Origin of the sequence: Streptomyces sp. NPDC002935 (assembly GCF_040611295.1) — a bacterium.
GTDB lineage: Bacteria > Actinomycetota > Actinomycetes > Streptomycetales > Streptomycetaceae > Streptomyces.
Map to the genome: position 1 here is coordinate 45,058 of NZ_JBEXNW010000037.1, position 26,488 is coordinate 71,545.

Genomic DNA, 26,488 nt, shown 5'->3' on the forward strand with positions numbered 1-26,488 from the left:
CTCCTGCTTCGGCTGTCGGATTCGCGCTCCCGTCGCGCCCCGCGGAGAGTTTCTGATTCCGTATTGCGGAAACTAACTTCTACTATCTGGAAGCAATGTAGGTGGCGGAGCAAGGAGCGTCAAGGGCGGGGCATGCGACGGGTCCGGCCGGGGGCGTCGCGTCGTTTCGCTGCCGGACGCCGCCCGGCAGGAGGACGATGGACGCGCTGACCCGACGTGACCTCCTGGAGTGGGACATGGCCGAGAGCGTGCCGGTGCGGTGCCCGGCCTGCCGCCGCGAGCACCTTTACGCGGCTCCGTCCTATCCCTGTGTGTGCGGAGCGCCCGTGACGCCCCCGCTCGACCGCCTCGCGGAGCCGACCCCCGTCACCCACCGGACGTGGGACGACGACTGGGCCGCGGTCCGCTGCGACGCGTGCGACCGTGAGATCCAGTGGCCGCACCCGGAACTGGGCTGCCCCTGCGGAACGACCCTGCGGATTCCCGTACGCGCGGTACGAGAGGTACGAGGGGCAGCAGAGGTACGAGGAGAACGAGCCGTCCGCCGACCGGGGCACACGGAGACCGCGCCGAGCACGGCCGACCCCGCCCGGGGCGACGACACGGGCGGCGAGAACGCCAGCCCGGGCCGAATTCCGGACGGCGGCCAGGTCGGCGAGCAGGGCCGGGATGCCGGGGTGGGTGCGGCGCGGGATGCCGGGCCGGGTGACGGTCCCGGCGCGGCGCGGGATGACGGGCCGGGTGACGGGGACGCCTCCGCCGGCCGTCGGCCGGCGTTTCAGCCGGTCACCATCCGTACCGCCCGCGATGCCGTCACCGTGGCCGCGCTGTATCTGCGCTGGCTGGGCTATCGAGACATCCGGCGCGCGGACCAGCGGCCCCCGTCCGGGATCGGACTCGCCGCGCGCGGCATCCTGGCCCAGGTGGACCCCACCGTGCGGCCGGCCTCGCTGCGCGACGTGGAGTGTCTGTGGCTGACGGCCATGACGGAGTCCTCGGACTGCGTGTTCTTCTCCCTGGCGGGCTACGCCGACGACGCCCGTGCCCGCGCCGACACCCTCGGCGTCCCCCTCTTCGTCCTCGACCTCACGGGAACACCCCGACCCGTGAACAGCCTCGCGGACGAACTCGCCGCCTCCGGCGCGTGACGGGCACATCAGCCGTACCAGCCGACTCACAAAGCACTCGATAAATCGCACAATAAATCGAGTAAGATTATCGACGGAAATCTCGATACGCGAAACACCTGACGCCGCTACACTCGTTGCCCTGGATATACGGCTCCGGGGGATGATGAAGCATGGCCGGTGATCCATATTCGCCTCGCCGCGGCGAGCATGATCAGAATTCAAATGATTCGAACAAACGCCGTCCGCACCGCTTCAGGCACTGGGCGAATGAGCCACCACCCGAGCCCGCCGAGGCCATTGCGGCAGCACTCCACCTGCTCGGCGGAATGGCGATCAAATTGGCTCAGGTGCCGCGACCGCTGCACCTGAACCTGCTCACCTTCGACGAGGTCGTCCGCTATTTCGTCGAGGATCGGCCGTCCGCTCCCGAGGTGCACCACGGTGCCCTGCTGACCGGGAATGGTTTTCCTCGCGGAATTCCGTGCCTCCAGCTGTTCGTCGACCGCGGCAACCGCCCCTGCCTGACCCCGTCAGGTGCTCCCTACGGGCGCTTCATGGTGGCGCAGCGCATGGACGACGAGCTCCGGTCCCTACTCGCCGGGCGTGAACTCGTCATCTTCACATAGATCACCGGGAGGAATCGATGGTGAAATGGGCGAGCGCGGGCGCCGGACTGATCCTGGCGGCAGGCATGCTCCTCGCAACGCTTCGGATCCGACGGAGGCAGCATTTGAACAGGATAGCGAATGAAGAAGAACTGAATCGATGGTTCCGTCGACGCAGGTAGACAGGACCGCAAGGAAACGAACAATATCGGAGAAAGAGAAGAATGGATCCGATTTCCATCGCCGCCGCAGTAGCCCTTTTCGGGTACATCGCGGTGGTCATCGTCGCCATCACGATCGAAATTGTCACGGAATGGTTCCAGGCCCGTGGAAAGATCAAGGCCGAGAACTCCCGTGCCATCGCATTCACCCTCGCGGAACGCATCGCGAACCAGGACTATGTGAAGGTGGGTGGAGTATTCAACACGACCTCCGCGGCCGCCGGCACACGAGTCGTCCAGGGCTTCTTCGACCCGGTGTCGGGCCAGCTGCTCGATGCGCGCGCACTGGCCAGCTCACGCCAGCCCAGCCGACAGATCGTGCAGAACCACGCGGCGGGGCGCGGCCTCGTCGTCTACGAGTGAGGGATCGGCGTGGAACCGATCAGCCTCATCCTGCTCCTCCTCGCAGGCGGCCTTGCCACCGGCGCTGTGCTGGCCCTGCTGACGTGGGACGTGGTGGACGCGTGGATCTCCGCACAGGCCGTGCGGGGCGGGTACGCCGAGATCCTCTCGACCCGCCTGGCCAGCGGGGATTATCACGTCGTCAGCGGAATCTTCGCACCGAATGGCGTCCGCACCGCCACCAGGGCGTGGGACACGCACGCCCTGGACCCCGAACTCGCCCGCAGGGTCTCCTCGTCAGGGGGTGCGATCCGTGTCAAGACATGAGCCCCGGCCGGAGAATCACGACGATTACACGGCCCCCTGGACCGCACCACAGCTCTTCCTCGGCGGACTCCCGGAAGAAGTACCGGAATTGGAGTTGGTGAAGTTCCGGGTGCGTCTGTTCGGCATGCTCGGTGACCTCATCCGCCGCTATCGGCCGGCGCCCTTCGCCATCAGCGCCGGGTACGGTCAACCCCTCACTCACGCAAGCCCATCGGGCCCCCCACCAGGGGCCACCGGCACGACGCCCCAGGCGTCGCCGGGTGCAGCACTCGCCCCAGAGGAACGGACGCCGGGGTTCTCGACGGTCGAACCGCTCTACACCTTCGAGCAGTTGGTACTGCCGGAAGCCACGGCCGACCGGCTCCTCGACTGCGTGTCGCTCGTCGAGGTGGCGCCGCTTGTCTTCGACACCTGGAATCTGCGGTCGATCGAGCCCAATCCGTCCACGGCCGTGAACTTCCGCGGACCGCCCGGCACAGGCAAGACCATGGCCGCCCATGCCATCGCGCACCGGCTCGGAAGACGCATGCTGTCCTGTCGGCTGTCGGACTTGGAGAGCAAGTACCACGGTGACGGACCGAAGAACCTCGCCGCACTGTTCGCCACGGCCAAGGAACAGAACGCGGTCCTGTTCATCGACGAGGCCGAGTCCCTCCTCTCACGCCGGTTCGCACAGCCGCAGCAGGCAGCGGAGAGCGCCATCAACTCCATGCGTACGGAACTGCTCATGGCGCTCGACATCTTCACCGGGCTTGTCATCTTCGCCAGCAATCTGCCGCACAGCTATGACGCCGCGATCGAGTCCCGGCTCATGCACGTCGACTTCGCCCTGCCCGACCGGCTCGCTCGCAGGCAGATTTGGCAGACCCATCTGCCCGCGGAACTGCCGGTACGGGACGACGTGTCGATCGACCAACTCGCGGACGTCGCCGACGTGTCGGGCCGCGACATCAAACTGGCGGTGATCCTTGCAGCGATCGGCACGGCCCGCCGAAAACTCGACTCGGTGAGCCAGGACACCCTGTTGTCCGCTCTGGAGGAGCAGCGTGCCCCCGCAGGAGTGGCCCCGGACGGCGCCGCCGCCCCGGACCCTTCGACTACAACGGCGGAGCTGTCCGAGGCGGACAGCGAGTCTGTCGCCGAACGGCTTCGCCACGCCCTGGGCGGGCAGCGAGCGGCCACGGCCAAGGAAGGAACCGACGACCGGGAGGACACCGCCGACACCGCCGGGGAGCCCGGCTGACCCTTGCCCCCGTCACCGCTCCCGCGCAGCCTCCTCCCGCAGTTCGATCTTCCGCACCTTCCCCGACACCGTCATCGGGAAGGTCTCCAGGATGCGCAGCCGGCTCGGGACCTTGTAGTGCGCCAGGCGGCCCTCGCAATAGGCGCGCAGCTCGTCCAGGGTGAGCGGGTCGGCCGGATCACGCGGGATGACACACGCGAGCACCTCCTCGCCGTAGCGCTCGTGGGGGATGCCGACCACCTGGACGTCGGCGATCTTCGGATGGGCGTACAGGAACTCCTCGATCTCCCGCGGGTAGATGTTCTCGCCGCCCCGGATGATCATGTCCTTGATGCGGCCGACGATCTCCACGTAGCCGTCCTCGCGCATCATCGCCAGGTCCCCGGTGTGCATCCAGCGCCCGGGGTCGACGGCCTCGGCGGTCTTCCCGGGTTCGTTCCAGTAGCCGAGCATGACGCTGTAGCCGCGGGTGCACAGTTCCCCGGCGCTGCCGCGCGGGCGGGTCACGCCGTCCACCGGGTCGACGACCTTCACCTCCAGGTGCGGCAGCACCCGGCCGACGGTGCCGGTGCGGTGCTCCAGGTCGTCGTCCCTGCGGGTCTGCAGGGACACCGGCGAGGTCTCCGTCATGCCGTAGCAGATGGAGACCTCCTCCATGTGCATCTCGGCGACCACGCGCTTCATCACCTCGACCGGGCAGGGCGAGCCCGCCATGATGCCGGTGCGCAGGGTGGACAGGTCGTACGCGCCGAAGTCGGGGAGGTTCAACTCCGCGATGAACATGGTGGGTACGCCGTAGAGCGATGTGCACCGCTCCTGCTGTACGGCCTTCAGTGTCGCCGCCGGGTCGAACGACGGGGCGGGGATGACCATGCACGCGCCGTGCGAGGTCGCGGCCAAATTGCCCATTACCATACCGAAACAGTGATAGAAGGGCACGGGGATGCAGACCCGGTCCTGCTCGGAGTAGGCGATCGACTCACCGACGAAATATCCGTTGTTGAGGATGTTGTGGTGGGAGAGCGTGGCCCCCTTCGGGAACCCCGTCGTGCCCGACGTGTACTGGATGTTGATCGGGTCGTCGCAGGACAACTCGGCGCCGCGCTCAAGGAGTTCGTCGTACCGGGCGGGGGTTCCCCGCCGGGTCAGCGCGTCCCAGCTCGGGTCGCCGATGTAGACGGTCTCCCGCAACTGCGGGCACCTGCCCCGTACTTCTTCGACCATCGCCCGGTAGTCGCTGCTCTTGTGGCTGAGCGAGGCGAAGAGCAGCGAGATCCCGGCCTGGTTGAGGACGTACTCGACCTCATGGGTGCGGTAGGCCGGATTGATGTTCACCATGATCGCGCCGATGCGGGCGGTGGCGTACTGGACGAGCACCCACTCCGGGCAGTTGACCGCCCAGATGCCCACCCGGTCGCCCTTGGCGACGCCACCGGCGAGCAACGCGCACGCCAACTCGTCGACATCGGCGCCGAATTGGGCGTACGTCCAGCGCCGCCCGGAGGGCACGTCGACGAGCGCCTCACGGTCCGGCCAGGCCCGCACCGCGCGGTCGAGGTTGGCCCCGATGGTGTCGCCGAGCAGCGCCGTGCCGCTCGTCCCGTGCGCGTACGACAGTTCGGTCACCGGAAGTCCTCCTCGCGGTACTCGGCGTCCGAGCCGGCGGCCGTGGCCTCGCGCAGCTCGATCCGGCGGATCTTGCCGGAGACGGTCTTGGGGAGTTCGCCGAACTCCAGGCGGCGGATGCGCTTGTACGGCGCGAGGACGGTGCGCGCGTGCTCGAAGAGCACCTTGGCGGTGTCGGGCCCCGGCTCGTACCCGGCGGCGAGGACGATGTACGCCTTCGGGACGGCGAGGCGCAGTTCGTCGGGGGCCGGGACCACGGCGGCCTCGGCGACCGCCTCGTGTTCCAGGAGCGCGCTCTCCAGCTCGAAGGGCGAGATCTTGTAGTCGGAGGCCTTGAAGACGTCGTCGGCCCGGCCGACGTAGGTGATGTAGCCGTCACCGTCGCGCGCACCGATGTCTCCGGTGCGGTAGTAGCCGCCCGCCATCGCCTCCGCCGTACGGTCGGGGTCTCCGTGATAGCCGGTCATCAGGCCCACGGGGTGCTCGGACAGGTCGAGGGCGATCTCGCCCTCCGCGGCGCCGGGCGCGCCCGAGACCGGGTCGAGGAGCTCGACGCGGAAGCCGGGGCTCGGGCGGCCCATGGAGCCGGTCTTGAGCTGCTGGCCGGGGCTGTTGGACACCTGGACGGCGGTCTCCGTCTGTCCGAAGCCGTCCCGGATGGTGACGCCCCAGGCGCGCCGGACCTGCTCGATGACCTCGGGGTTCAGCGGCTCGCCCGCGGCGACGACCTCGCGCGGCGGGGTCCGCAGCAGGCCCAGATCGGCCTGGATGAGCATGCGCCACACCGTGGGCGGGGCGCAGAAGGTGGTGACACCGGCCCGGTCCATCTCGGCCATCAGACGGCCCGCGTCGAAGCGCGTGTAGTTGTACAGGAAGACGGTCGCCTCCGCGTTCCACGGCGCGAAGAGATTCGACCAGGCGTGCTTGGCCCAGCCGGGTGAGGAGATGTTCAGATGGACGTCCCCGGGCTTGAGCCCGATCCAGTACATGGTGGCCAGGTGGCCGATCGGGTACGAGACATGGGTGTGCTCCACCAGCTTGGGCCGGGCGGTGGTGCCCGAGGTGAAGTAGAGCATCAGGGGGTCGTCCGCGTGGGTGGGGCCGTCCGGCTCGAAGGCGGCGTCGGCGCCGGCCGCCTCCTCGTACGCCTGCCAGCCGGTCCGCGTACCGCCGACCGCGATACGGGTGTAGCGGCCGGGCACCCCGTCGAACTTCGCGGTGTCCTCGGCCCGGACGACGACGTGCCGCACCCGGCCGCGCTCGACCCGGTCCACCAGGTCGGCGGCGCCGAGCAGCGGGGTGGCCGGGATGACGACGGCGCGCAGCTTCATCGCGGCGAGGGCCGTCTCCCACAGCTCGGCCTGGTTGCCGAGCATGACGAGGATGCGGTCCTCGGCCCGCACGCCCTGGGCGCGCAGCCAGTTGGCCACCCGGTCGGAGCGTTCGGACATCGCGGCGAAGGAGACCTCGACGCGCTCGCCGTTCTCCTCGACGATGTGCAGGGCGGTGCGGTCGTTGTCCCGCGCGATGACGTCGAACCAGTCGAGGGCCCAGTTGAAGTGTTCCGGGCGGGGCCAGCTGAAGCCCTCGTAGGCCTTGGTGTAGTCCGCGCGGTGCTCCAGCAGGAAGTCCCGCGCGGCGCGGAACTCCTCCGCCCTGCCCGTCGTCGCCGTCATGTGTCCTCCTCGTTGCCGGACCGCCGCCTACCATCGTGTACACCGTGATGCAGGTCTCACCACCCCCGAACGGGGGTGCGCCGCGATGAAGGGGCGAGCAGGTGGCAGCAGACACAGCCGAGTCGGTGGAGATGCGTGGCGCGTTGGTGCGGCTGCGACGCGCCACGGGGCTGCCGGTCGCCTTCGGCGGCCTGGTCGACTCCGGCGGCCGGCTCGTGCGCATCAGCGAGCTCAGCGGTACGGCCACGCCCGCGCTGAGCGCGCTCGCGGTCTCCTCGGGCAACGGCCTGGGCGGGAAGGCGGTGGCCCTCGCCCGGCCCTGCGCGGTGAGCGACTACTCGGCCTCGCGGCAGATCAGTCACGAGTACGACGTGGCGGTGGCGACGGAGGGGCTCTGTTCCGTCCTCGCGGTTCCCGTCGTCGTACGGCGGCGGGTGCGTGGTGTGCTGTACGGCGCCCTGCGGACGGCCCAGCCCCTGGGCGACCGCACGCTGGGGGCGGCCGTCGCGGCGGCCCGGGACGTGGAACAGGCGCTGGTCGTCCGGGACGAGGCGCGCGCTCTGCTCGCCCTCGCCCAGGCGCCCGGCCCGGCGTCGGGAGGCGCGGCGTGGGAGGAGGTGCGCGAGGCGCACGGGGCGCTGCGGGCGCTGGCTCCGCGCATCGCCGATCCGGAGCTGCGGGCCGAACTCCTCTCCGTGTGCGGCCGGTTGGCCGACGCGGCGACACCCTCCGCGGAGGCTCCGCGCGCTGTCGGACTCGCTCCCCGCGAGGTGGATGTCCTCGCCTGTGTCGCGGCGGGCGCGACCAACGCGGCCGCCGCCGAGCGGCTCGGGCTCCGTCCGGAGACGGTGAAGGGGTATCTGCGCTCGGCGATGCGCAGGCTCGGCGCGCACACCCGTCTGGAAGCGGTCGTCGCCGCGCGCCGGGCCGGTGTGCTGCCGTAGCGAACCACCCTTCTGGCGCTCTTTATTCAAGACGCCGGACCGTGAAATGAGTTATGCGCGGGCGCTGTTATTTCCCTCACCACCCCGACTGTCCGAAATTCAAAGAGACATTGCCTAATATTGGCCCGGACACGACACACGAGGGGAGCGGTGACCGTGCGAGGGGACTTCAAGGAACCTGCGAGACCGCGCCCCGACCTGGTCATCGGCCGGGAGGAACTCTTCGCGGGGGCACGCGAGCAGCTCTCCGGCGGCGGCAGTGTGCTCGTGCACGGGCCGGCGGGAATAGGAAAGTCGACCGTCCTGCGGGCGTTGGCCGCGGAATGCGCCGAATCGGCACGGACCGTCTTGCGGTGCTCGGCCACCGAGTCCGAATCCCATCTCCCCTTCCTCGCGCTGGCCGACCTCCTCGGTCTGGTCGTCGACGAGATCGCCGACCGGCTGCCCGCCCCGCAGCGCACCGCCCTGGAGTCGGCGCTCACCGGCCGCGGCGAATCCACCCTCCAGCGCGACGGTCTGGCGCTGCGGCTCGCGGTGCTCTCGGCGTTCCGCGCCCTGGCCGCGCGGGGCCCCGTGCTGATCGTCGCCGACGACCTGCAGTGGCTCGACCCGGCCAGCGCCGAACTGCTCGGCTTCGCCGCCCGCAGGCTCGGCGGAACGCCGGTCCGCATGCTGTGCGCCGTCCGCACGGACACCGAACCGCAGGCCCAGGACCACGACCGCTATCTACGCGCGTCCCCGCCGGAGACCCTCGCCCTGCGGATCGCCCCGCTTGCCCGCGCCCAGGTGGCCGAACTCCTCGGCCGGCGTGGCTACACCGGTCTGCCCCGCTCCACCGTGCGCGACATCCACCGCACCAGCGGCGGCAACCCGCTCTTCGCCCTGGAGCTGGGCCGCGCCCTCGCCGAGTCCCCGACCCCGCCGAGCCCGGGCGAGCCGCTCCCCGTGCCGACGTCGCTGCGCGCGCTCGTCCTCAGCCGTCTGGACATGCTGTCCGCCGAGGCCCGCCGCACCCTGCTGGTGGTGAGCGCGGGAGCCCGCCCGACGCTGGCCCTGCTGCATGCCGCGGGCCGGGAGAACGCCGAGGCGGAGACGGCCTCGGCCGCCGCCCTCGGGCTCCTCGCCACCGAACGCGAGACACCCGGCATCCGCTTCGCGCACCCCCTCGTCTCGGCCGCCCTGTACGCGGCGGCCGACGCCCAGGATCGGCGCGCCGCGCACGCCGCCCTGTCCCGCGCGGCCTCCGATCCCATCGAACGGGCCCGGCACCTCGCCCTGGCCACCACCGGCACGGACCCCGCGGTCGCCGCCCGGCTCGGCGAGGCCGCGGCCGCCGCCCGTGACCGCGGCGCGCCCTCCGTCGCCGTCGGGCTCGGGCTGCTCGCCGCCCGGCACACGCCGGCCGACACCCGGCCGGGTCCGGACGAACGGCGACTGCAGGCGGCCGAGGACGCGCTGACGGCCGGGGAGACGGACCTCGCGCGGGACATCGCGCGCCAGGTGCTGTCCCGGGCCACCGCGCCCGCCGACCGGGTCCGGGCCTGGATGGTCGTCGTCGACGCCGCCGGACAGGCCATGTCCGAGATCGACGCCGTCTTCCCGCAGGCACTCGCCGACGCGGGCGACGACCCCGGCCTGCTCGCCCTCGTCCGCTACCAACTCGCCTGGCGGGCCCTGCTCATGGACGGCGAGATGACCAAGGCGCGCGAGGAGGCCGCCCGGGCGGCACGGCTCGCGGCCCGCGCCGGGGACCGGCGCACCGAGCTCCTCGCGCTGGGCTTCCAGGCGCAGATGGAGACCCTGATGGGGCACCCGGACGCGCCGGCGACCATCCAGCGGGCGATGCGCGAGCCGCAGGACCCCCGGGTCGCCTGCGACCACAACGGCGCCGGTGCCGCCCGCTTCCGCTGGCTGATCATGAGCGACCGGCTCGCGGAGGCCCGTACGGCCGTCACCGCGCTGCTGCGCGAGGTGCAGCGGCGCGGGATGGTCGAGAGCGAGCTGCACTTCCTGCGCGGCCTCGCCGAGACCGAACTGCGCTCCGGCCACTGCGGCCGCGCCCTCGACCTGGCCCGGGAGAGCGCGCGGCTGGCCCGCGACACCGGCATCGGTGAGGCGGCCACCGCCATGTTCACCTCGCTCGCCGAGGCGGCGGGCGGCGACGCGGACCGGGCCCTCACCCTCGCCCACGAGGCCGTGGACCGCGCCGAGGAGGACGGCGACCTCGTCTACCTCTCGCGCGCCCTGGGCGCCCTCGGGCACGCCCAGCTCGTCGCCGGGGACGCGTCGGCCGCGGTCCATTCCCTGCGCCGGGTCAGGGAGTTGGAGGAGGGACTGGGTGTCGTCGATCCCGCCCGCGGCCGCTGGCACGGGGACCTCGCCGAGGCCCTGGTCCGGATCGGCGAGACCGCGGAGGCACAGGACGTCATCGACGTGACCCGCCGACGCGCGCTGCGGCTGGAACGCGAGAGCGTCCTCGCCGTCCTCGACCGCGCCGAGGCCCTGGTCCGGGCCGCGCGCGGCGAACAGGGGCCCGCGGAACGCCAGTTGGCGTCGGCGCAGGACCGCCTCGGCAAGCTGGGCTACGGACTGGAGGAGGCCCGCGCCGCGTACGCCCTCGCCGGTCTGCGCACCCTCCCCCAAGCTCTCGGCTCCGCTCGCGCAGGGGGGACCCCCGTCCCGGGACCCACCTCCTACGACGAAGCGGCCCGCCTCTTCCGCCGGTGCCGTGCGCTGCCCTGGCTCCGTCAGGTCGAGACGGCCTCCGCAGCCCCTCCGGCCGCGCCGCCCCTCGCCTCCGCCGCGCTCGACACCCTCGCGGCGACCGAGCGCCAGGTCGCCGCCCTCGTCATGGAGGGCGCCACCAACCGCGAGATCGCCGCGCGCCTGTTCATCAGCGTCAAGACCGTGGAGGCGACCCTCACCCGGGTGTACCGGAAGCTGGGGATACGGTCGCGGGTGGACATCGTGCGGCTGGCGGCGGAACGCAGGCCCGACTGAGGCCTCCCGCCGCCGGCGCCGGGACCCGGGAAGCGGGATGCGGGAAGCGGGACCCGGGGAGCGGCCGGAACGGTGAGAGTGCGGCCGGAACGGTGACGCTGCGGCGTGGAGCGGTAGAGCGCAGGGTCACAACGGTAGAGCTCCTGGGTGACTCCTTCGGGTGAGGGGGCGTCAGCGGGCGGGGCCCCCGGGCCGGGACCAACCGGACGGCGCCCCCGTCAAACACGGCTCGTCCCGGGCAAGGGTTTTCCCTCCCCCACCGCCACTAGGGGGTTCCCTCATTGGAGAGAGGCGCCGCGCGCCCTAGCGTGTGGGCGTGCCGCTCGCTCGGGCACACGGCGCCACACCCACAGGCGTCGTGATCACCCCCCACACCCGCGCGTCCCCCCACCGGCAACCCACCAAGGAGACCCATGTCCGGGCTCAACCGCGCCAAGAAGACCGCCGCCGTCGTTGCGGCGACCGCTGCCGCCGCCGCGACAGCGCTGCTCGGCGCCCCCTCCGCCGTAGCCGCGCCTCAGCCGATCGTCGGCGGCACGACGACCACCACGACCGCGTACCCGTTCATGATGCAGATCACCGACGCCTCGCAGAACCAGTTCTGCGGTGGCACCCTGGTCGCCGCCAACAAGGTCGTGACCGCCGCCCACTGCATGGTCGGCGAGAGCACCAGCAGCGTCCGCGTCGTGGGCGGCAGAACGTACCTCAACGGCACGAACGGCACCGTCAGCAAGGTCAGCAAGATCTGGATCAACCCCGGCTACACGGACGCCACCAACGGCGACGACGTGGCCGTACTGACCCTGTCGACGTCGATGTCGTACACCACGGCGAAGTACGTCTCCTCCTCGGACACCGGCGTGTACGCGACCGGCGCCACGGCCCGCATCATCGGCTGGGGCACCACGTCGGAGAACGGCAGCTCCTCCAACCAGCTGCGGACCGCGACCGTCCCGATCGTGTCCAACTCCAGCTGCGCGAGCTCGTACGGCTCCGACTTCGTGGCCACCGACATGGTCTGCGCCGGCTACACCTCCGGCGGCGTCGACACCTGCCAGGGCGACAGCGGCGGCCCGCTGCTCATCGGCGGCGTGCTGGCCGGCATCACGTCCTGGGGCGAGGGCTGCGCGGAGGCCGGCTACCCGGGTGTCTACACCCGCCTGACGACGTTCTCCAGCCTCGTGACCACGCAGGTCAACTCGTAGTCACTCTTGATCTCCTGAGTACCCCTCAGGTAAAGCCGGGGGGCGTTGCGGGCCTCCACGAGCGGCCCGCAACGCCCCTCATCCACGTCCCGGCCCCTCGCGCTCGCCGGCGGACAGCTTCCCCGCAGTGCCCCTCCTGTCCGCCGGCACCCAAGGCTTCAGGGCTGCGCGACCGTGCCGAACCGGACGGCGTACTCCTCCCCGTCGTGCATCGCCGTGAGCATCCGCTCCCCCTCCGCCGTCACCTCGTCCCGCTGCGCCTTCGTGAGCCTGCCGAAGGGCTCGACGACGAGAGCGCCCTCCTCCAGCTTCCACAGGCCGGACAGGAATCCGTCGACGAGCAGGGTGCAGTAGGCCTGGTTGCCCTGCCAGGTGCGTCCCTTGAGGTCGGTGGGGACGACCCGGGAACGGTCGGCGTGGGACAGCAGCAGATTGTCGAACTCGGGCAGTAAGCGGGGTGGGGCCGGGGTGTCCGCGTCCGGGCGGGACGCGTCGGGGAGGTCGAAGAGTTCGCCTCCGCTCTCGTCGCGGAACGTGACGAGCCGCGGCCGCAGCCGCTCGAAGACCTCGCGGAGCCGGGTCAGTCCGGCCCAGGTCTGCATGTCCTTGACCGAGGCGGGGCCGAAAGCGGCGAGATAGCGCAGCACGGTCGCGTCGGGCGCCGGGGCGGGCCCGGCGGGGCGGCCCAACCAGTGCTCGGCGGTGGTGAGGGCGACCTGGCCGCTGCGGCCCCACAGACCGCGCGGGGTGACCTGGACGAGCGGCAGGGTGCAGCGGGCCGCGATGGAGAGGGCGAACGGGTCGGCGTCCGGCCACTCGGTGAGCAGCGCCTCGCGCAGCTGCTTCATGGTGCGCGGCTCGACCTCCACCAGCTCACGGCTGATCGCGGCGAGCCGGTCCAGGTCGACGCCGACGAGCCCCTTGCGGAACTGGCCCAGCTCCCGGTCCCGGGCGGCCTGCACCAGCGGACGCAGCGTGAGGGCGTCCTCGGCGGTGTGGGTGTGGATGGTGGAGCGCATGGTGACGATCCGGACGACGTCGCGTGCGCCCATGGCGGCCGACAACTGCTCGGGCCGGAACCCTTCCAACCGGGCGGCGAGGGCGTAGTACGGCGGCTTCACGTTCTGCGCCTGCAGGCCGAGGAGGTGCTCGACGGCGGCCGTCGCGGACAGCGGGGAGCGGCGCAGCAGCAGCTGACGGTCGAGGGTCGCGCGGTTGAGGGCGCGGGTGCCGAGCACGGGGGCCGTCGCGGTCGTCTTCGTCATACTCGGCACGCTATCGCCGCTTGCGGACACGTTCTGTCCGCAACTCCCACTCGATCCCGGCGCCGATCCCGGTGTCGATGGCGATCCCGTGCCGATCCCCATGCCGCCGGACACTCGCGGACCGTTTGCCCCGTATATCCTGCTCCGTGATCACACAGACGTACGTTCGACCCTGGAGGCAGCCGCGATGTCCGAGCGACGCGCCCGCCCAGCCTCGAAGAACCGGAAGAGCACGAGCGAGACGGACAACTCCGCGCAAGCGGACTCCGGCGCGAAGCCCACCCGGATGTCCGTCTGGCGGCGCGCGCTGACCCCGCCGTCCGCGCCGCCCCCGCAGCCTCCGGCACCCGACACCGCCCCGCCCTCGCCGGAACCCGCCGAGGTCGCCAGCGTCGTCCAGGCCGCGCTGTACCGCGACGGGGTGCGGGTGTCGACCCCCGCTTCGCTGGCCGATACCTTCCGTGAGCTGCGCGAACAGCCGGCCGGCATGGCGTGGATCGGCCTGGCCCGTCCGACGGAGGCCGAACTCCTCTCGCTGGCGGCCGAGTTCGACCTGCATCCGCTGGCCGTCGAGGACGCGATGGAGGCGCATCAGCGTCCCAAGCTGGAGCGCTACGGCGAGACGCTGTTCGTCGTCCTGAGCGCCGCCCGCTATCTGGACGCGGTCGAGGAGGTCGACTTCGGCGAGCTGCACGTGTTCGTGGGACCCGACTTCGTGATCACGGTCCGGCACGGCGCGGCGCCGGACCTCTCGGCGGTGCGCCGCCGTATGGAGGGCAGCCCGGAACTGCTGAGGCTCGGCCCGGAGGCCGTCCTCTACGCGATCCTCGACTCCGTCGTCGACGGCTACGTCCCGGTGGTCTTCGGTGTCCAGAACGACATCGACGAGATCGAGACCGAGGTCTTCCGCGGCGACCCCGCGGTCTCCCGCCGCATCTACGAACTCTCCCGCGAGATGGTCGAGTTCCAGCGGGCCACCCGCCCGCTGGTCGGCATGCTGCACAACCTGATGGCCGGCTTCGCCAAGTACGGGACGGACGAGGAACTCCAGCGCTACCTTCGCGACGTCGCCGACCACGTGACCCACACCAGCGAGCGCGTCGACGGCTTCCGCCAGGCCCTCACCGACATCCTCACCGTCAACGCGACGCTGGTCACCCAGCAACAGAACGCCGAGATGCGCGCGTTGGCGGAGGCGGGCTTCGAACAGAACGAGGAGATCAAGAAGATCTCTTCCTGGGCGGCCATTCTGTTCGCACCGACACTGGTCGGCACGATCTACGGCATGAACTTCACCCACATGCCGGAGTTGCACTGGGTGTTCGGATACCCCTTCGCGATCGTCCTGATGGCGGTTGTCTGTACCAGTTTGTACGTCATCTTCAAGCGGCGGGACTGGCTCTGAGCAATCGCCCCGTGAGGCGCTGCCGCGAGGGAGTACAGCGCGGAGAGTAGCGGGCATCGCTTGCGGCACATCGAAGCTCCGGCGGTTCAGGGCGACTTGGGAAGGTCACCCCGTTCAACCGGAGCTTCGTCGCATCCGTGACGGCCCGACCCGCACTTCTCGCACCACCGCGACCTGCGGACTCACGTGATCACCGGGACTTTGAAACGCCCCTGGGACTCATGGGGTGAGGAGTTCGCACTCCTTGATGACCAGCACTGTCCCGTCCTCGCTGAAGACCCGACATTCTCCCTTGACGGTGACGGTGACGCCCAGGGGGACGCTCTCGACAAGCCGGAACGATTCCTTGATTCGGTGGTCGAACGGCAGCACGAAGATGGCGAGGTGGGGACCTCCGGGGACATCTGACACATCCACCACCGGCGTACCATATTGGCTTTCGCCCGTTCGGATTGAGATTCCCTCGAGAGTGAGGAATTTCCCATAGTAGGCACGCTCGGCGGCGGCGCGGTCCGCGGTGAATTCGTTGTGGAGGTCTCGAATTTTCATTGGTTGCCGCCTTCTCTAGTGTCAGGTGATCCTGCTGGTCTTATTCGAGTTGTCATCGACTGGTGCTCCGCGCTTGAGATCTTCGCGGATCCCGCCGTGTCCCAGCGCCCGCGCATCCGCGCCGAGTACCGGACGCCGACGTCGCTCATCCAGATGCGGCAGCAACCGTGCGAACTTCTCCACCAGCGCCGCCTCGATCCCCGCCATCACACCGGGATCCTACGAGCCAACCACCCTACAGAACATCGAAGTTATTAATCGTCAGCTCCCTGCCAATGCCCTGCGCCGGAACAAGGGCCCACAGGGTCACTGCCCGATGGTGTCGAGTTCGGCGATCGCCTCGTCGGGCAGTTGCAGGTCAGCCGCGGCGATGTTCTCCCGCAGGTGAGCGACTGAGGAGGTTCCGGGGATCAGCACCGTCGACGGCGAGCGCTGCAGCAGCCAGGCGAGCGCCACCTGCTGCTCGGAGGCGCCAAGGCTGCGGGCGACGTCGCGCAGGATCCGTGACCGCAGCGGGTGGAATCCGCCGCCAAGGGGGAAAAACGCGGCGTAGGCGATGTTCTCCTCGGCGCAGCGAGCGACGAGGTCGTCGTCGGCGCGGTCGACCAGGTTGTACTGGTTCTGCACGGTGACCACGGGGGCGATGGCCTGGGCCTGGGTGAGCTGGGCGTCGGTGATCCCGCTGAGGCCGAGGTGACGGATCAGGCCCTGCTCACGCAGGCCGGCCAAGGTGCCGAACGGCTCGGCGATGGAGGACCCGTCACCGCCGAATGCGGCCGTGCGCAGGTTGACCACGTCCAGGGTCTCCAGGCCGAGGTGCCGGAGATTCTCGTGGACCTGGGCCTTGAGGTCGGCGGGGTCCAGGGAGGTGATCCAGCCGCCGGTGGCGCTGCGGCGGACGCCGACCTTGGTGACGATGTGCAGACCGGCCGGGTAGGGGTGCAGGGCCTCCTTGATCAGTTTGTTGACGACAGTCGGCCCGTAGAAGTCGCTGGTGTCGATGTGGGTGATGCCGAGCTCGACCGCCGCGCGCAGTACGGCGATCGCCCGAGTGCGATCCTTGGGCGGTCCGAAGACACCGGGACCGGTCAGCTGCATCGCGCCGTATCCCATCCGAGTGATGCTCAGGTCGTCGGCGAGGGTTAACGTCTGCGGGGCGGGGATATTCATCCGAAGGCCTCTCGGGTCTGTTCACGGCATCGTTGCGGACCGCTCGGCGCGTCCATTGGGCAGGCTTCCCCATGTGCGGCGGAGGCAGGGACGCGGTCGGGTGGCCAGGGGCGCGAGCCCCTGGCCACCCGACCGGTAGAAGACGAGCGGTCTTTGATTATTCGTGAAATCTTCGAGTGTTTCACGCATAATCAAGCCATTTACTCTGAGGCCGAGCCTCAGACCCCTCGTTCCTGCACGTCACCGCTGCGCCCAAACCTCCTGAAGCAGCACGCAGATACTAGCGGCACACCGGCGGTTCAGGCGACGGATGCTGCCGGATTTGCTCCGGTAGCCACCTTGACGGCGTCATCCTGCGGGGAATTTCGGACCGTCGCAAAGTTGAACGCCTTGTCGCGAATGGTGATGGTCCACGAGAGTCCGGACCTCTCGCCCACGGTAAGTCCCAACACGATGAGCGGCATATGCCACTCGTACTTCACGAGCGTGCCTTGGTCCGCATGGGCGTCCGACCCGTCGTGCGCCGATACATTGCCGTAGTTGTTGACGGCAAAGACGTCGGGCGTGGCAATCATCTTCCCGATTCGGGCCTGGCCGGCTTCAATGAAGTCTTCTCGCCGCTCGATGCGGGACAGTGCGTCCATCTCGCGCTGCTCCTCGGCGCGATAGTAGTCACGGATCTGGATTCCCGTGCTCTGCTCGATGACGCTTCGCGGCACCGTCAGAAACCGAAGCGTGTTGCCAAGAGGCAGCTTCGGCGAGTAAAGGCTGTTCTTGAGGACGAACATGTTCGCGCTGTCGCGGTCAAGGAAATCTGCCCTCATCTTTTCCATGAAGGGGCCGATCTTGACCGGCGGCTCAGAGCCTTCGGTGAAGGTGACGGGGAGTTCTTTGCTCGCACCGGAGGGCGAAGTCTGAGCGGGCGGCAAGAAGGCTGCCAGCTCGTCAGCCCGGATCTCCAGCTCTGCGAGGCCTTCGGCGATCCGGAAGCCGTCCTCCCGAGTCTTCAGGGTCCTCATCAGAGCCTGGTGGAATCGGAAAACCTTGTATCCGTCCTGCAGCGGAAACGGTATGCACGTAAAGATGCCCTGCAGGTGCGGGTCGGAGCGATAGGTGACGGAGGCGAGCAGAAAGCTGTCGTAGTAGCTCTCGTACTTTTCCGCGAGGAGTTCCTGGAAGGACGAGAGGGGGAAATCCTCAGGAGTGTCGAAGGTCAGCTCTACCAAGTGACACTTGGAGAAGAGCGGATTCCCCCGGAAGAAGTGCTTCATGGCCTCCTCGAACTCGGCGAGCTCGAAGGCCCTGTCAACCTTGTACGTGGAGAGCGATGGAAAGAACTGTGACGCATCTATGAACGGGAACGTGGTCAGGGAGAGCCGAAGGATTTTGTCGGCGATGGAGAGGGTCATTTCGTTACCTCCATTAACTGGTGTGTGCCGGGAAGCGCCGCCGGCGATTTCCCATCAGAACGCGCCACATGATGCCCGGGGTGCACACTGCTGTCGGCGGTTCGAGCAAGTACTGGACTTTCAGGAATTTCTCGGCCACGACCATGTCCGTTTCGGCCGCGGCGAGCACCTTGTCCATGTAGGAGTTGATGAGCCGCACGGGAAGTGGCCTCGGGCCTTCGATCTGAGGCAGGGCCAGGTCACTGCCGGTCGCCATCTTCCAGGCGACGCCGATGGGTTTGGCGGCCTTGCGGAAGAATCGTTGCCCGACCTGATCCAGGTCACCGCTCAGCGAGTCACGCAGCGCCATCGCCTGGAGCGAGGCAACCGTCATCCCCTGGGCGTAGATGGGGTTGAAGCTGGATATCGCATCGCCCACCACCAGCAGCCTGCGCGGGAATCGGGTCAGCTTCTCATAGCGACGGCGCACGCTCGCCGGGAACCGGTGCGCGGAAATCTCGCTGAGCGGCTCAGCGTCGCGGATCGCCGCGAAGACGTGGTCGGGAACCAACGGCCTGGCGAACTCCACCCACCCGGCCGGGTCGGTCGGCGGATGGTGGTCGCGGTAACCGATCAGCGTCAGGACCCAGCGGCCGTCCTCTTCCTCCAGGAATTCCGCGCCCTTGGGGCTCCCCGGTGCGTGCCCGATGATCACGACCTTCTCACGGCCCATCGAACCAGGGGCCGGCCGCAGATACCGGCTGGTGTACATGATGTCGACGTCGATACGCTCCTCGAGCGGCGGCTCGTATCCCATCTCGACCAGCCACTTGGTGGTCCGTCCGGACCGGCCGGTCGCGTCCACCACCAGATCGGCGGGGATCACATCCTCAGAGCCGCTGCCCACGTACCTGACACGCACACCCGTGACAGCGCCATTGTCCGAGGTGGTCTCGAGGCCGGTGACCTGGCACTCGTCGATGATCTTGATCTTCGCAAGATCCCCTATCCGGGCGCGGAGCCGACTCTCCAGATGCGGCCGGCTCGGCTGGTAGGTGCGGGACAGATCGGCGTACTCGCCGTCCATGCACAACAAGTGCCCGCCCAAGCTCATCCGCAGCTCGGCAGGTCCGTCGATGACGGGCGCGCCACCGGCAACGAAGTCGTCGAGTATCCCGGGGAACAGCTCCTCGAAGATCTTCGCACCCTTGGAGAGCAGGCCATGAGCGTGGCGGCCCTGCGGCACACCTCGCCGCTGAGTCCGCTGCCCCTCCGGCAGCTGGTCACGCTCTACCACCGTTACCCGGTCGAATGCCTCGGAGAGCACCCGGGCGGCAAGTAGACCCGAAATACTCGCTCCCAGCACCACCGCATGTTCACCGATACGCTTCACTGGAATTCCTTCTGGTTGGGCAAGTGTCTTGTGTGGGGTATGTCATGCAAGATATGGGTGATCGCGGCCGATGCTCGGGCGATAGTTTCCCGAATCCTTCGATATGGAAATCATCGAGGTGCGCAGCGCACCGCGAACATAAGTGCCCCATAGGTTTGGCCACCGCACGTGGCGCCGTATTGGCTTGTTCGTTCCATCGAGCGCGGCTCGCGTGGCCGAAATTCACGTCGGATGCGAGGGTCCAGCGCGCGCCGGCGGCCAGGCCGGCGGCACCTGTCCGGGCACCGGTGCCGGTCCGGAGCTCCGGGCTGCCGGTAGTAGTAGTCGCGGGCGTCCCTCATACAGGGGATAGGAGTGCAGGCCGGCAGGCGGGCCGACTCCCGGACGGTCGACTGGCCGTCGCTCTGAGCCCCGATCGGTGGATCGGGGCTCAGAGCTCGTAACACGATCATGGTGTCGGCTTGTTGATCCTTCGCCAGTAGATGAGGGCGCATGCGAGTGAGTCGTGGAGGTCGAGGCATCGTTCCCAGCGGGTGGCGAGGCGCTTGAACTGGTGGAGCGGGGCGAAGGTCCGCTCGATGACGTAGCGGAGCTTGCCGAGGCCGCGGATGTCGGGCTCGCCTCGACGGGAGATGACAGGCAGGACCCGACGCCGGGTCAGCTCGTGTCGGACGTGCCGACTGTCGTCACCCTTGTTCACCGGGAAGGGACTACGGCCGCTTGCGTGGCCGACCCGGCCGGCCGGCCGCGGACGGGACGCCGTCGACAGGGCGAGTGCCTGGGTGATGTCGGGGACGTTGCCGCCGGTCGTGATCACTTTCAGCGGCGTGCCGCTGCCGTCGCGGATCAGGTGGTGTTCGCTGCCCGACTTGCCGCGATCGACCGGCGACGGATCAACCCCGGCACCCCCCTTTTCGCCCGCACGTGGGAGGAGTCCACGCAGGCGCCCGTCCAGTCGATCCGCCGGGCCGCGTTCAACTCCGCGAGCAGTGTCCGGTGGACCTGGTCGAACACTCCCGCTTCCGTCCACCGGCACAGCCGGCGCCAGCAGGTCTGCCCCGAGCCGAAGCCCAGTTCAGGCGGCAACTGCTGCCACGTGATGCCCGTGAACAGCACGAACAGGATCCCCTGCAGGCACAGTCGGTCGTCCACCGGCCGCGGTCCCGGGGAGCGCTCCGGCCTAGGCGGCAGGACCGGCTCGATCAGCGCCCACAGCTCGTCATCGACCATCCACGGTGCACTCACACCACCACAACGGACGAATCGTCACACCGGACACGGCCCACCAGCCCACAGCCACAAGATCGTGTTACGAGTAGTCAGGCAGAGTCACGCCCGCCATGGAGCAGATCCATCAGACGGTGATACCGGCTGGAATTTTTCGCCAGACAGCGGTGATCGGCTTCCCGAACCAGCCACGGTATGAACAAGATTCCGCCTACCCGCCGAGCGCGGGAGGGGGGTTCAACAGAAATCTCATGAACCAATGCATGATTGTGCTCTTTCGGCGTCGTCATGACTTGTTGGGTCTGCCCTTGTGCGCGCGGTGATCCCGCTTTACTTCGGCACTACAGGAAGAGCCAATGGTCGACATCACCGGCACCGCTGAAACCACCGATACGTTGTCGAGGTCCCGCGGCGACGCGGAACTGCGAGCGAGCAACCGTGCGATCGTGGAGCAGTACATGAATACCCGCGGGGAGGATCGCCTGCGTCGGCACCTTCTGTTCACCGAAGACGGCACCGGTGGTCTCTGGACGACCGAAACCGGGCAGCCGATCGTCATCACGGGCAGAGACCGACTGGGTGACCACGGCCAATGGTCGCTCAAGTGCTTCCCCGACTGGGCCTGGACGAACATCGAGATCTTCGACACGCAGGACCCCAACCAGTTCTGGGTCGAATGCGACGGCGAGGGAACGATCCGCTTCCCCGACTATCCCGACGGTCACTACCGCAATCACTTCCTGCACTCCTTCCTGTTCGAGAACGGGAAGATCAAGCGCCAGCGCGAGTTCATGAACCCCTGCCAGCAGTTCAGGGCTCTGGGCATCGCCGTCCCTCAGGTCAAGCGGGCCGACATACCGACCTGAACGCCGTTCGCCGGCGTCTTCTTACCAATCAATGGAGAAGGTCGTTATGGGAAACATCCTTGCCGACATCGATAGGGCCCAGGCGCGCCATCAGCCCGAATGGGACAGTCCCTCACAGGTCGAGCTCGTACGAGCGATGCTGTCATCCGTCACACCGCTGGTGACCGCGGCGCAGGTGGAGAACCTCCGCTCCCACCTGGCCCGCGTCGCCACCGGCGAAATGCAGGTGCTACAGGCCGGGGATTGTGCGGAGGACCCAGCCGAGTGCACCGCTGGGCACATTCAAGGCAAGACCGGACTCATCGATCTGCTCGCCCAGAACCTGGAGACCGCCACCGGCAAGCCCACGCTGCGGGTCGGGCGGATCGCAGGGCAGTTCTCCAAGCCCCGCTCCAGCCAGGTCGAAAAACTCGGCGATGACGAACTGCCGTCCTTCTTCGGACACATGATCAACGGGCCGGAGCCCACCCACGAGAGCAGGCGTCCCGATCCACTGCGCATGCTCACGGGCTACATGGCGGCGCGGGAGATCACGACGCAGCTCGGGTGGGTCGGGTCAGCACCTCGGCTTGACGGGCCTGTTGTCTGGACCAGCCATGAAGCGCTGCTTCTGGACTATGAGATGTCGATGCTCCGAGAGCTCGACGGCGGTCGGCACCTGCTCGGCTCCGCCCACTGGCCGTGGATCGGCGAGCGGACCCGGCAGATCGACGGCCCGCACGTCGCACTGCTCGCCCAGGTGGCCAACCCGGTTGCCTGCAAGGTCGGCCCGTCAATGACCGCCGGCGAGATCGTCGAGCTGTGCGACCGGTTGGACCCGGAGCGGGAGCCGGGCCGGCTTTCACTCATCGTGCGCATGGGCGCCGACCTCGTCGCTGACAGGCTGCCCCGGCTCGTCGAGGCTGTGCAGTCGGCCGGGCACCCGGTGGTCTGGCTCAGCGACCCGATGCACGGGAACACCGATTGCGCGGCTGACGGCACCAAGTACCGGCTCGTGGAAACCGTCGCCCGGGAAGTCCGCGGCTTCCGGCGGGTCCTGGACCTGGCGGGGGTTCCGGCCGGGGGGCTTCACCTCGAGGCGACCCCCGACGACGTGACCGAGTGCGTGCTGGACACGGCCGAGCTGGGGTCGGGCCCCGTCACCAGCCTGTGTGATCCGCGACTCAACACCCCCCAGGCCATCAAGGTGGTCTCGGCGTGGTCCGAGTACTGACATTCCTAGAGAGGGAGCCTTGTGATGACGGGAATACCGCCGATCGCGCCTTACAGACTGCCGCCGAGGGATGCGCTGCCGGAAAACACCGTGCGCTGGACCGTCGACCCGGATCGGGCGGTGCTCCTCATCCACGACATGCAGAGCTATTTCCTCAAGCCCTTTGAGGAAGGCATGCGCAGCGAATTGGTGAGTAACATCGCCGACCTCAAGAAGCGCTGCGGAGCGCTGGGGGTACCGGTGGCCTACACCGCCCAGCCCGGCGGGATGACGGACGGGCAGCGTGGGCTCCTGAAGGACTTCTGGGGCCCTGGTATGCGCACTGACGAGACCGAACGCGCGGTCGTTCCCGAACTCGAACCCGACGCGGACGACTGGGTGAGCACGAAATGGCGCTACAGCGCGTTCTTCGGGTCGGAGCTGCTGCAGCGCATGCGCGCGCTACAGCGTGACCAGTTGATCATTTGCGGCGTCTACGCGCACATCGGCGTGCTGTCGACCGCCTTGGAGGCGTTCTCCAACGACGTCCAGCCCTTCCTGGTCGCCGACGCGCTCGGCGACTTCTCCGAAGACCGCCACAAGATGACCCTCGAATACGCGGCACGGTGCTGCGCCATGGTGGTCCGAACCGAGGACGTGCTCGCATGAGCGCCCTGCTTGAGCAGGTTCTCGCGCTGGAACTCCCCGCCTTCGCGATCATCCACCGTCCCGAAAGCGGCTCCCCCGGCACGCTGGACATCCTGACCGGCCAGGTGACCGAGTACAAGTCGCTGGACGACATCCCGTTGGCCGACGACTCCGGGTCGGATCCCGCGCTCGACACGCTGGTGCTCGTCCCCTACCGGCAGCTGGCCGATCGCGGCTTCGCCGCGCGGGACGACGCCACGCCCCTGCTCGCGATGAGCCTCACCGCTCGCGACACGGTGCCGGTCGCCGAAGCGCTCGCCGGCTTCCCGCAGGCCCCGACGGAACTGACCGACGGACACTTCGACGTGGACGACGACGCCTATGCACAGATGGTGCGTCAGATCGTCACCGAGGAGATCGGCACCGGCGAGGGCGCCAACTTCGTGATGAAGCGCTCGTTCGTCGCGGACATCGGCGACTACTCGCTGACCAGTGCCCTGTCGTTCTTCCGGCGGCTGTTGGAGCGCGAGGAGAAGGCCTACTGGACCTTCATCATCCACACCGGCCGCAACACTCTCGTCGGTGCGACACCGGAGCGCCACGTCTCGCTCGTCGGCGGCACGGCCGTCATGAACCCGATCAGCGGCACGTACCGGTATCCGTCCGGCGGCCCCAGCTTGCAGGGGGTCATGGAGTTCCTCGCCGACACCAAGGAGACCGACGAGCTCTACATGGTCCTCGACGAGGAACTGAAGATGATGGCCCGGCTGTGCGATGACGGCGGGCGCGTCCACGGGCCGTACCTGAAGGAAATGGCGCGGCTGGCGCACACCGAATACCTGATCGAGGGCAGGACCAACCGCGATGTGCGCGAGGTCCTGCACGAGACGATGTTCGCCCCGACCGTCACCGGGAGCCCGCTGGAGAGCGCCGCCAAGGTCATCTCGCGCTACGAGCCGAAAGGACGCGGCTACTACAGCGGGGTCGCCGCGCTGATCGGACGGGACGCGGCCGGACAGCAGACACTTGACTCGGCGATCTTGATCCGGACGGCCGACATCGATCCCGGCGGCCGGATGAACATTTCCGTGGGGGCCACACTGGTGCGCCACTCCGACCCGATGGCTGAGGCCGCCGAGACCCACAGCAAGCTGGCGACCCTGCTCAACGCGCTCAAGTCCGACCGTTCATCCGGCTACGCGGCCGACCCGGAGGTCCGCGCCGCCCTGGAGCGCCGCAACGAGGGGATCGCGGGCTTCTGGCTCCGGGACAAGGATGACCGCCCGTCGGCCGGGGCCTCGCTGGACGGCATGACGGCACTGGTCGTGGACGCGGAGGACACCTTCACCGCGATGCTCGACCAGCAGTTGCGGTCACTGGGGTTGTCCGTGGAGGTCCGCCGCTTCGACGAGCCGTACGACGTGGCGGCCTACGACCTGACGGTCTTCGGTCCCGGTCCGGGAGATCCGCGGATGACCTCCCACCCCAAGATCGCCAAGCTGCGGCAGTCGATCGACACCGCGCTGGCGAGTCGCCGGCCGATGCTGGCCGTGTGCCTGAGCCATCAGGTGCTCAGCACGAAGCTCGGCTTCGAGCTGCACCGCCGCGAGGTACCCAACCAGGGCGTGCAGCGTGAGATCGAACTGTTCGGCGTGCCCGAACGAGTGGGCTTCTACAACACGTTCGCCGGGCACAGCGCGGTGAGCGAGCGAACCGTCGAAGGGATCGGCGTGGTCGAGGTGAGCCGGGACCAGGAGACCGGCGAGGTGAACGCGCTACGCGGGCCGGGCTTCGCCTCGGTTCAGTTCCACGCCGAGTCGGTGCTCACCGTCGACGGCCCGCGCATCATCAGAGAGGCGATACAGGGGGTGCTCGGCCGATGAGAGTGGATGTCGTCTGGTGGGACCTGGCCAGGTCCCACCAGACCATCGAATCCCTGGAGAAGGATCTTCGTGACGGCTCCGTCGAGCCGTGGCACGAGGTCGAGGGACTGCGCCTGAAGCTGTGGATCGCCGACCGTGAACGCGGCCGTTGGGGCGCGGTCATGTGGTGGGACTCGGACGTTCCGGCAGATCAGCAGCTGCCCCCCAACCGGGCGGCCGAGCTGATCGGGTACGCACCCGACCACCGCGCCGGCTTCGACGTCGCAGCGGTGGCCGAGGGGATCGACTCGCTCGGCCTCGCCTTCTCCGCCGGGCCCTCGGTACCGGCACAAGCCCTGGAGCGCCCGTAATGCACCGATACATGGTCGTAGACGCTTTTGCCAGCGAGCCCCTGCTGGGCAACCCGGTCGCCGTCTTCTTCGACAGCGAGGATCTGACCGGTGAGACGATGCAACGCATCGCGAAGGAGATGAACCTCTCCGAGGTCACCTTCGTGCTGCCGGCCGAGCAGGACGGCGACGCACGGATCAGGATCTTCACCCCGGTGAACGAACTGCCGTTCGCCGGGCACCCGATGCTCGGTACAGCCTTCGCGCTCGGTCGGACCTGGGGCCGCGACAGGCTGCTGCTGGAGACCGCGATGGGTGTCATCCCGTTCGAGCTGGGCACCCGCGACGGTGCCGCGTGGGTCCAGATGGAGCAGCCGGTTCCCAGTTCGAAGCCCTACGATCTCGCCACGGAGCTCCTGGCCGCACTCGGGGTCGGGTCATCGACGGCCCCGGTCGAGATCTACCACAACGGGCCGCGTCACGTGTTCGTGGGGTTGAGCGACGTCGAGGCGCTTTCCGCTCTCCACCCGGATCACCGCGCCCTCTCGCGCTTCCCCGACATGGCCGCCAACTGCTTCGCCAAGGCGGACGGGGGTTGGCGGACGCGGATGTTCTCCCCCGCCTACGGCGTGGTCGAGGACGCGGCGACCGGTTCCGCTGCCGGGCCTCTCGCGATTCATCTGGCCAGACACGGCTTCGCCGAGTACGGGCAGGAGATCAAAATTACCCAGGGCGTGGAAATGGGACGCCCGTCGGTCATGAGGGCGACCGCCGAAGGGGTCGGCGAGTCAATCAGCTCGGTCCACGTCGGCGGGCACGCCGTCCTGGTTGCCGAGGGAACAATCAATGTCTAG

At 68.7% G+C, this 26,488-nt stretch carries 24 protein-coding genes; 15 read left to right on the forward strand and 9 right to left on the reverse strand.

Annotation, left to right across the window (positions count from 1 at the left end; genetic code table 11):
• The first annotated feature begins 197 nt into the window (after window positions 1–197).
• The 5 genes from ABZX90_RS35490 to ABZX90_RS35510 all read left to right on the forward strand — a co-directional run bounded on the left by ABZX90_RS35490 (window position 198) and on the right by ABZX90_RS35510 (window position 3,868).
• Complete coding sequence (locus tag ABZX90_RS35490; protein ID WP_355211923.1) at window positions 198–1,148, forward strand: hypothetical protein; 951 nt, start codon at window positions 198–200, stop codon at window positions 1,146–1,148.
• A gap of 152 nt (window positions 1,149–1,300) precedes the next feature.
• Entirely contained in the window at window positions 1,301–1,756 is a 456-nt protein-coding gene (locus ABZX90_RS35495) for a hypothetical protein (RefSeq protein WP_355211926.1), read from the forward strand.
• Window positions 1,757–1,959: 203 nt separating this feature from the next.
• Window positions 1,960–2,319: a hypothetical protein gene (locus tag ABZX90_RS35500; protein ID WP_351132685.1), complete on the forward strand. Its 360-nt coding sequence runs from the start codon at window positions 1,960–1,962 to the stop codon at window positions 2,317–2,319.
• A 9-nt stretch (window positions 2,320–2,328) separates the two neighbouring features.
• Window positions 2,329–2,625 (forward strand): hypothetical protein, encoded by a 297-nt coding sequence (locus tag ABZX90_RS35505; RefSeq protein WP_355211929.1) that lies wholly within the window; start codon window positions 2,329–2,331, stop codon window positions 2,623–2,625.
• Window positions 2,612–3,868, forward strand: coding sequence for an ATP-binding protein (locus tag ABZX90_RS35510; protein WP_351132689.1), 1,257 nt, complete (start codon window positions 2,612–2,614; stop codon window positions 3,866–3,868). Before ABZX90_RS35505 ends, ABZX90_RS35510 begins: the two co-directional genes overlap by 14 nt.
• A 12-nt stretch (window positions 3,869–3,880) precedes the next feature.
• Here ABZX90_RS35510 and ABZX90_RS35515 read toward each other — a convergent pair whose 3' ends face one another.
• Window positions 3,881–5,494, reverse strand: coding sequence for an AMP-binding protein (locus ABZX90_RS35515; protein WP_355211932.1), 1,614 nt, complete (start codon window positions 5,492–5,494; stop codon window positions 3,881–3,883).
• Complete coding sequence (locus tag ABZX90_RS35520; RefSeq protein WP_355211935.1) at window positions 5,491–7,170, reverse strand: AMP-binding protein; 1,680 nt, start codon at window positions 7,168–7,170, stop codon at window positions 5,491–5,493. Before ABZX90_RS35520 ends, ABZX90_RS35515 begins: the two co-directional genes overlap by 4 nt.
• A 101-nt stretch (window positions 7,171–7,271) precedes the next feature.
• Here ABZX90_RS35520 and ABZX90_RS35525 point away from each other — a divergent pair, with 101 nt between their 5' ends.
• The 3 genes from ABZX90_RS35525 to ABZX90_RS35535 all read left to right on the forward strand — a co-directional run bounded on the left by ABZX90_RS35525 (window position 7,272) and on the right by ABZX90_RS35535 (window position 12,319).
• Window positions 7,272–8,114: a helix-turn-helix transcriptional regulator gene (locus ABZX90_RS35525; protein ID WP_351132695.1), complete on the forward strand. Its 843-nt coding sequence runs from the start codon at window positions 7,272–7,274 to the stop codon at window positions 8,112–8,114.
• Window positions 8,115–8,264: 150 nt separating this feature from the next.
• Window positions 8,265–11,114: an AAA family ATPase gene (locus ABZX90_RS35530; protein ID WP_355211939.1), complete on the forward strand. Its 2,850-nt coding sequence runs from the start codon at window positions 8,265–8,267 to the stop codon at window positions 11,112–11,114.
• A 413-nt stretch (window positions 11,115–11,527) separates the two neighbouring features.
• A complete protein-coding gene (locus ABZX90_RS35535) occupies window positions 11,528–12,319 on the forward strand; it encodes a serine protease (protein WP_351132699.1) in 792 nt (263 codons plus the stop codon).
• 158 nt (window positions 12,320–12,477) lie between these two features.
• Here ABZX90_RS35535 and ABZX90_RS35540 read toward each other — a convergent pair whose 3' ends face one another.
• Entirely contained in the window at window positions 12,478–13,584 is a 1,107-nt protein-coding gene (locus ABZX90_RS35540) for a winged helix DNA-binding domain-containing protein (protein ID WP_355211942.1), read from the reverse strand.
• A gap of 187 nt (window positions 13,585–13,771) precedes the next feature.
• Between ABZX90_RS35540 and ABZX90_RS35545 the strand changes: the two genes are divergently transcribed.
• Window positions 13,772–14,989, forward strand: coding sequence for a magnesium and cobalt transport protein CorA (locus tag ABZX90_RS35545; RefSeq protein ID WP_355211945.1), 1,218 nt, complete (start codon window positions 13,772–13,774; stop codon window positions 14,987–14,989).
• 219 nt (window positions 14,990–15,208) lie between these two features.
• Here the strand turns inward: ABZX90_RS35545 and ABZX90_RS35550 are convergent, their stop codons facing one another.
• From ABZX90_RS35550 to ABZX90_RS35575, 6 genes are all read right to left on the reverse strand, one after another.
• A complete protein-coding gene (locus ABZX90_RS35550; RefSeq protein ID WP_351134171.1) occupies window positions 15,209–15,538 on the reverse strand; it encodes a hypothetical protein in 330 nt (109 codons plus the stop codon).
• Window positions 15,539–15,559: 21 nt separating this feature from the next.
• On the reverse strand, window positions 15,560–15,745 hold the full coding sequence (locus ABZX90_RS35555; RefSeq protein WP_355212030.1) for a hypothetical protein: 186 nt from the start codon (window positions 15,743–15,745) through the stop codon (window positions 15,560–15,562).
• A gap of 99 nt (window positions 15,746–15,844) precedes the next feature.
• On the reverse strand, window positions 15,845–16,708 hold the full coding sequence (locus tag ABZX90_RS35560; RefSeq protein WP_351134174.1) for an oxidoreductase: 864 nt from the start codon (window positions 16,706–16,708) through the stop codon (window positions 15,845–15,847).
• A 299-nt stretch (window positions 16,709–17,007) separates the two neighbouring features.
• The gene (locus tag ABZX90_RS35565; protein WP_355211949.1) at window positions 17,008–18,117 is read right to left on the reverse strand and encodes a hypothetical protein; all 1,110 of its coding nucleotides are present in this window, start codon (window positions 18,115–18,117) and stop codon (window positions 17,008–17,010) included.
• A 13-nt stretch (window positions 18,118–18,130) separates the two neighbouring features.
• A complete protein-coding gene (locus tag ABZX90_RS35570) occupies window positions 18,131–19,489 on the reverse strand; it encodes an FAD-binding monooxygenase (RefSeq protein ID WP_355211952.1) in 1,359 nt (452 codons plus the stop codon).
• A gap of 448 nt (window positions 19,490–19,937) precedes the next feature.
• Window positions 19,938–20,734 (reverse strand): IS5 family transposase gene (locus ABZX90_RS35575; RefSeq protein ID WP_355211955.1). Its coding sequence is split into 2 segments (ribosomal slippage): window positions 19,938–20,404 and window positions 20,404–20,734, totalling 798 coding nucleotides; the frame shifts between segments, so codons are not numbered across the junction.
• Between the two features lie 338 nt (window positions 20,735–21,072).
• Between ABZX90_RS35575 and ABZX90_RS35580 the strand changes: the two genes are divergently transcribed.
• Genes ABZX90_RS35580 through ABZX90_RS35605 form a run of 6 tightly spaced genes read left to right on the forward strand, consistent with a single transcriptional unit; the run spans window position 21,073 to window position 26,488 of the window.
• Window positions 21,073–21,582: a PhzA/PhzB family protein gene (locus ABZX90_RS35580; protein ID WP_351134180.1), complete on the forward strand. Its 510-nt coding sequence runs from the start codon at window positions 21,073–21,075 to the stop codon at window positions 21,580–21,582.
• Between the two features lie 46 nt (window positions 21,583–21,628).
• Window positions 21,629–22,795, forward strand: a complete 1,167-nt coding sequence (locus ABZX90_RS35585) for a 3-deoxy-7-phosphoheptulonate synthase (RefSeq protein ID WP_351134182.1) — start codon at window positions 21,629–21,631, stop codon at window positions 22,793–22,795.
• A 24-nt stretch (window positions 22,796–22,819) separates the two neighbouring features.
• Entirely contained in the window at window positions 22,820–23,443 is a 624-nt protein-coding gene (locus ABZX90_RS35590) for an isochorismatase family protein (protein ID WP_355211959.1), read from the forward strand.
• On the forward strand, window positions 23,440–25,305 hold the full coding sequence (locus tag ABZX90_RS35595; RefSeq protein WP_355211962.1) for an anthranilate synthase family protein: 1,866 nt from the start codon (window positions 23,440–23,442) through the stop codon (window positions 25,303–25,305). Before ABZX90_RS35590 ends, ABZX90_RS35595 begins: the two co-directional genes overlap by 4 nt.
• Window positions 25,302–25,655: a hypothetical protein gene (locus tag ABZX90_RS35600; protein WP_351134189.1), complete on the forward strand. Its 354-nt coding sequence runs from the start codon at window positions 25,302–25,304 to the stop codon at window positions 25,653–25,655. Before ABZX90_RS35595 ends, ABZX90_RS35600 begins: the two co-directional genes overlap by 4 nt.
• Window positions 25,655–26,488, forward strand: coding sequence for a PhzF family phenazine biosynthesis isomerase (locus ABZX90_RS35605; protein ID WP_355211966.1), 834 nt, complete (start codon window positions 25,655–25,657; stop codon window positions 26,486–26,488). Before ABZX90_RS35600 ends, ABZX90_RS35605 begins: the two co-directional genes overlap by 1 nt.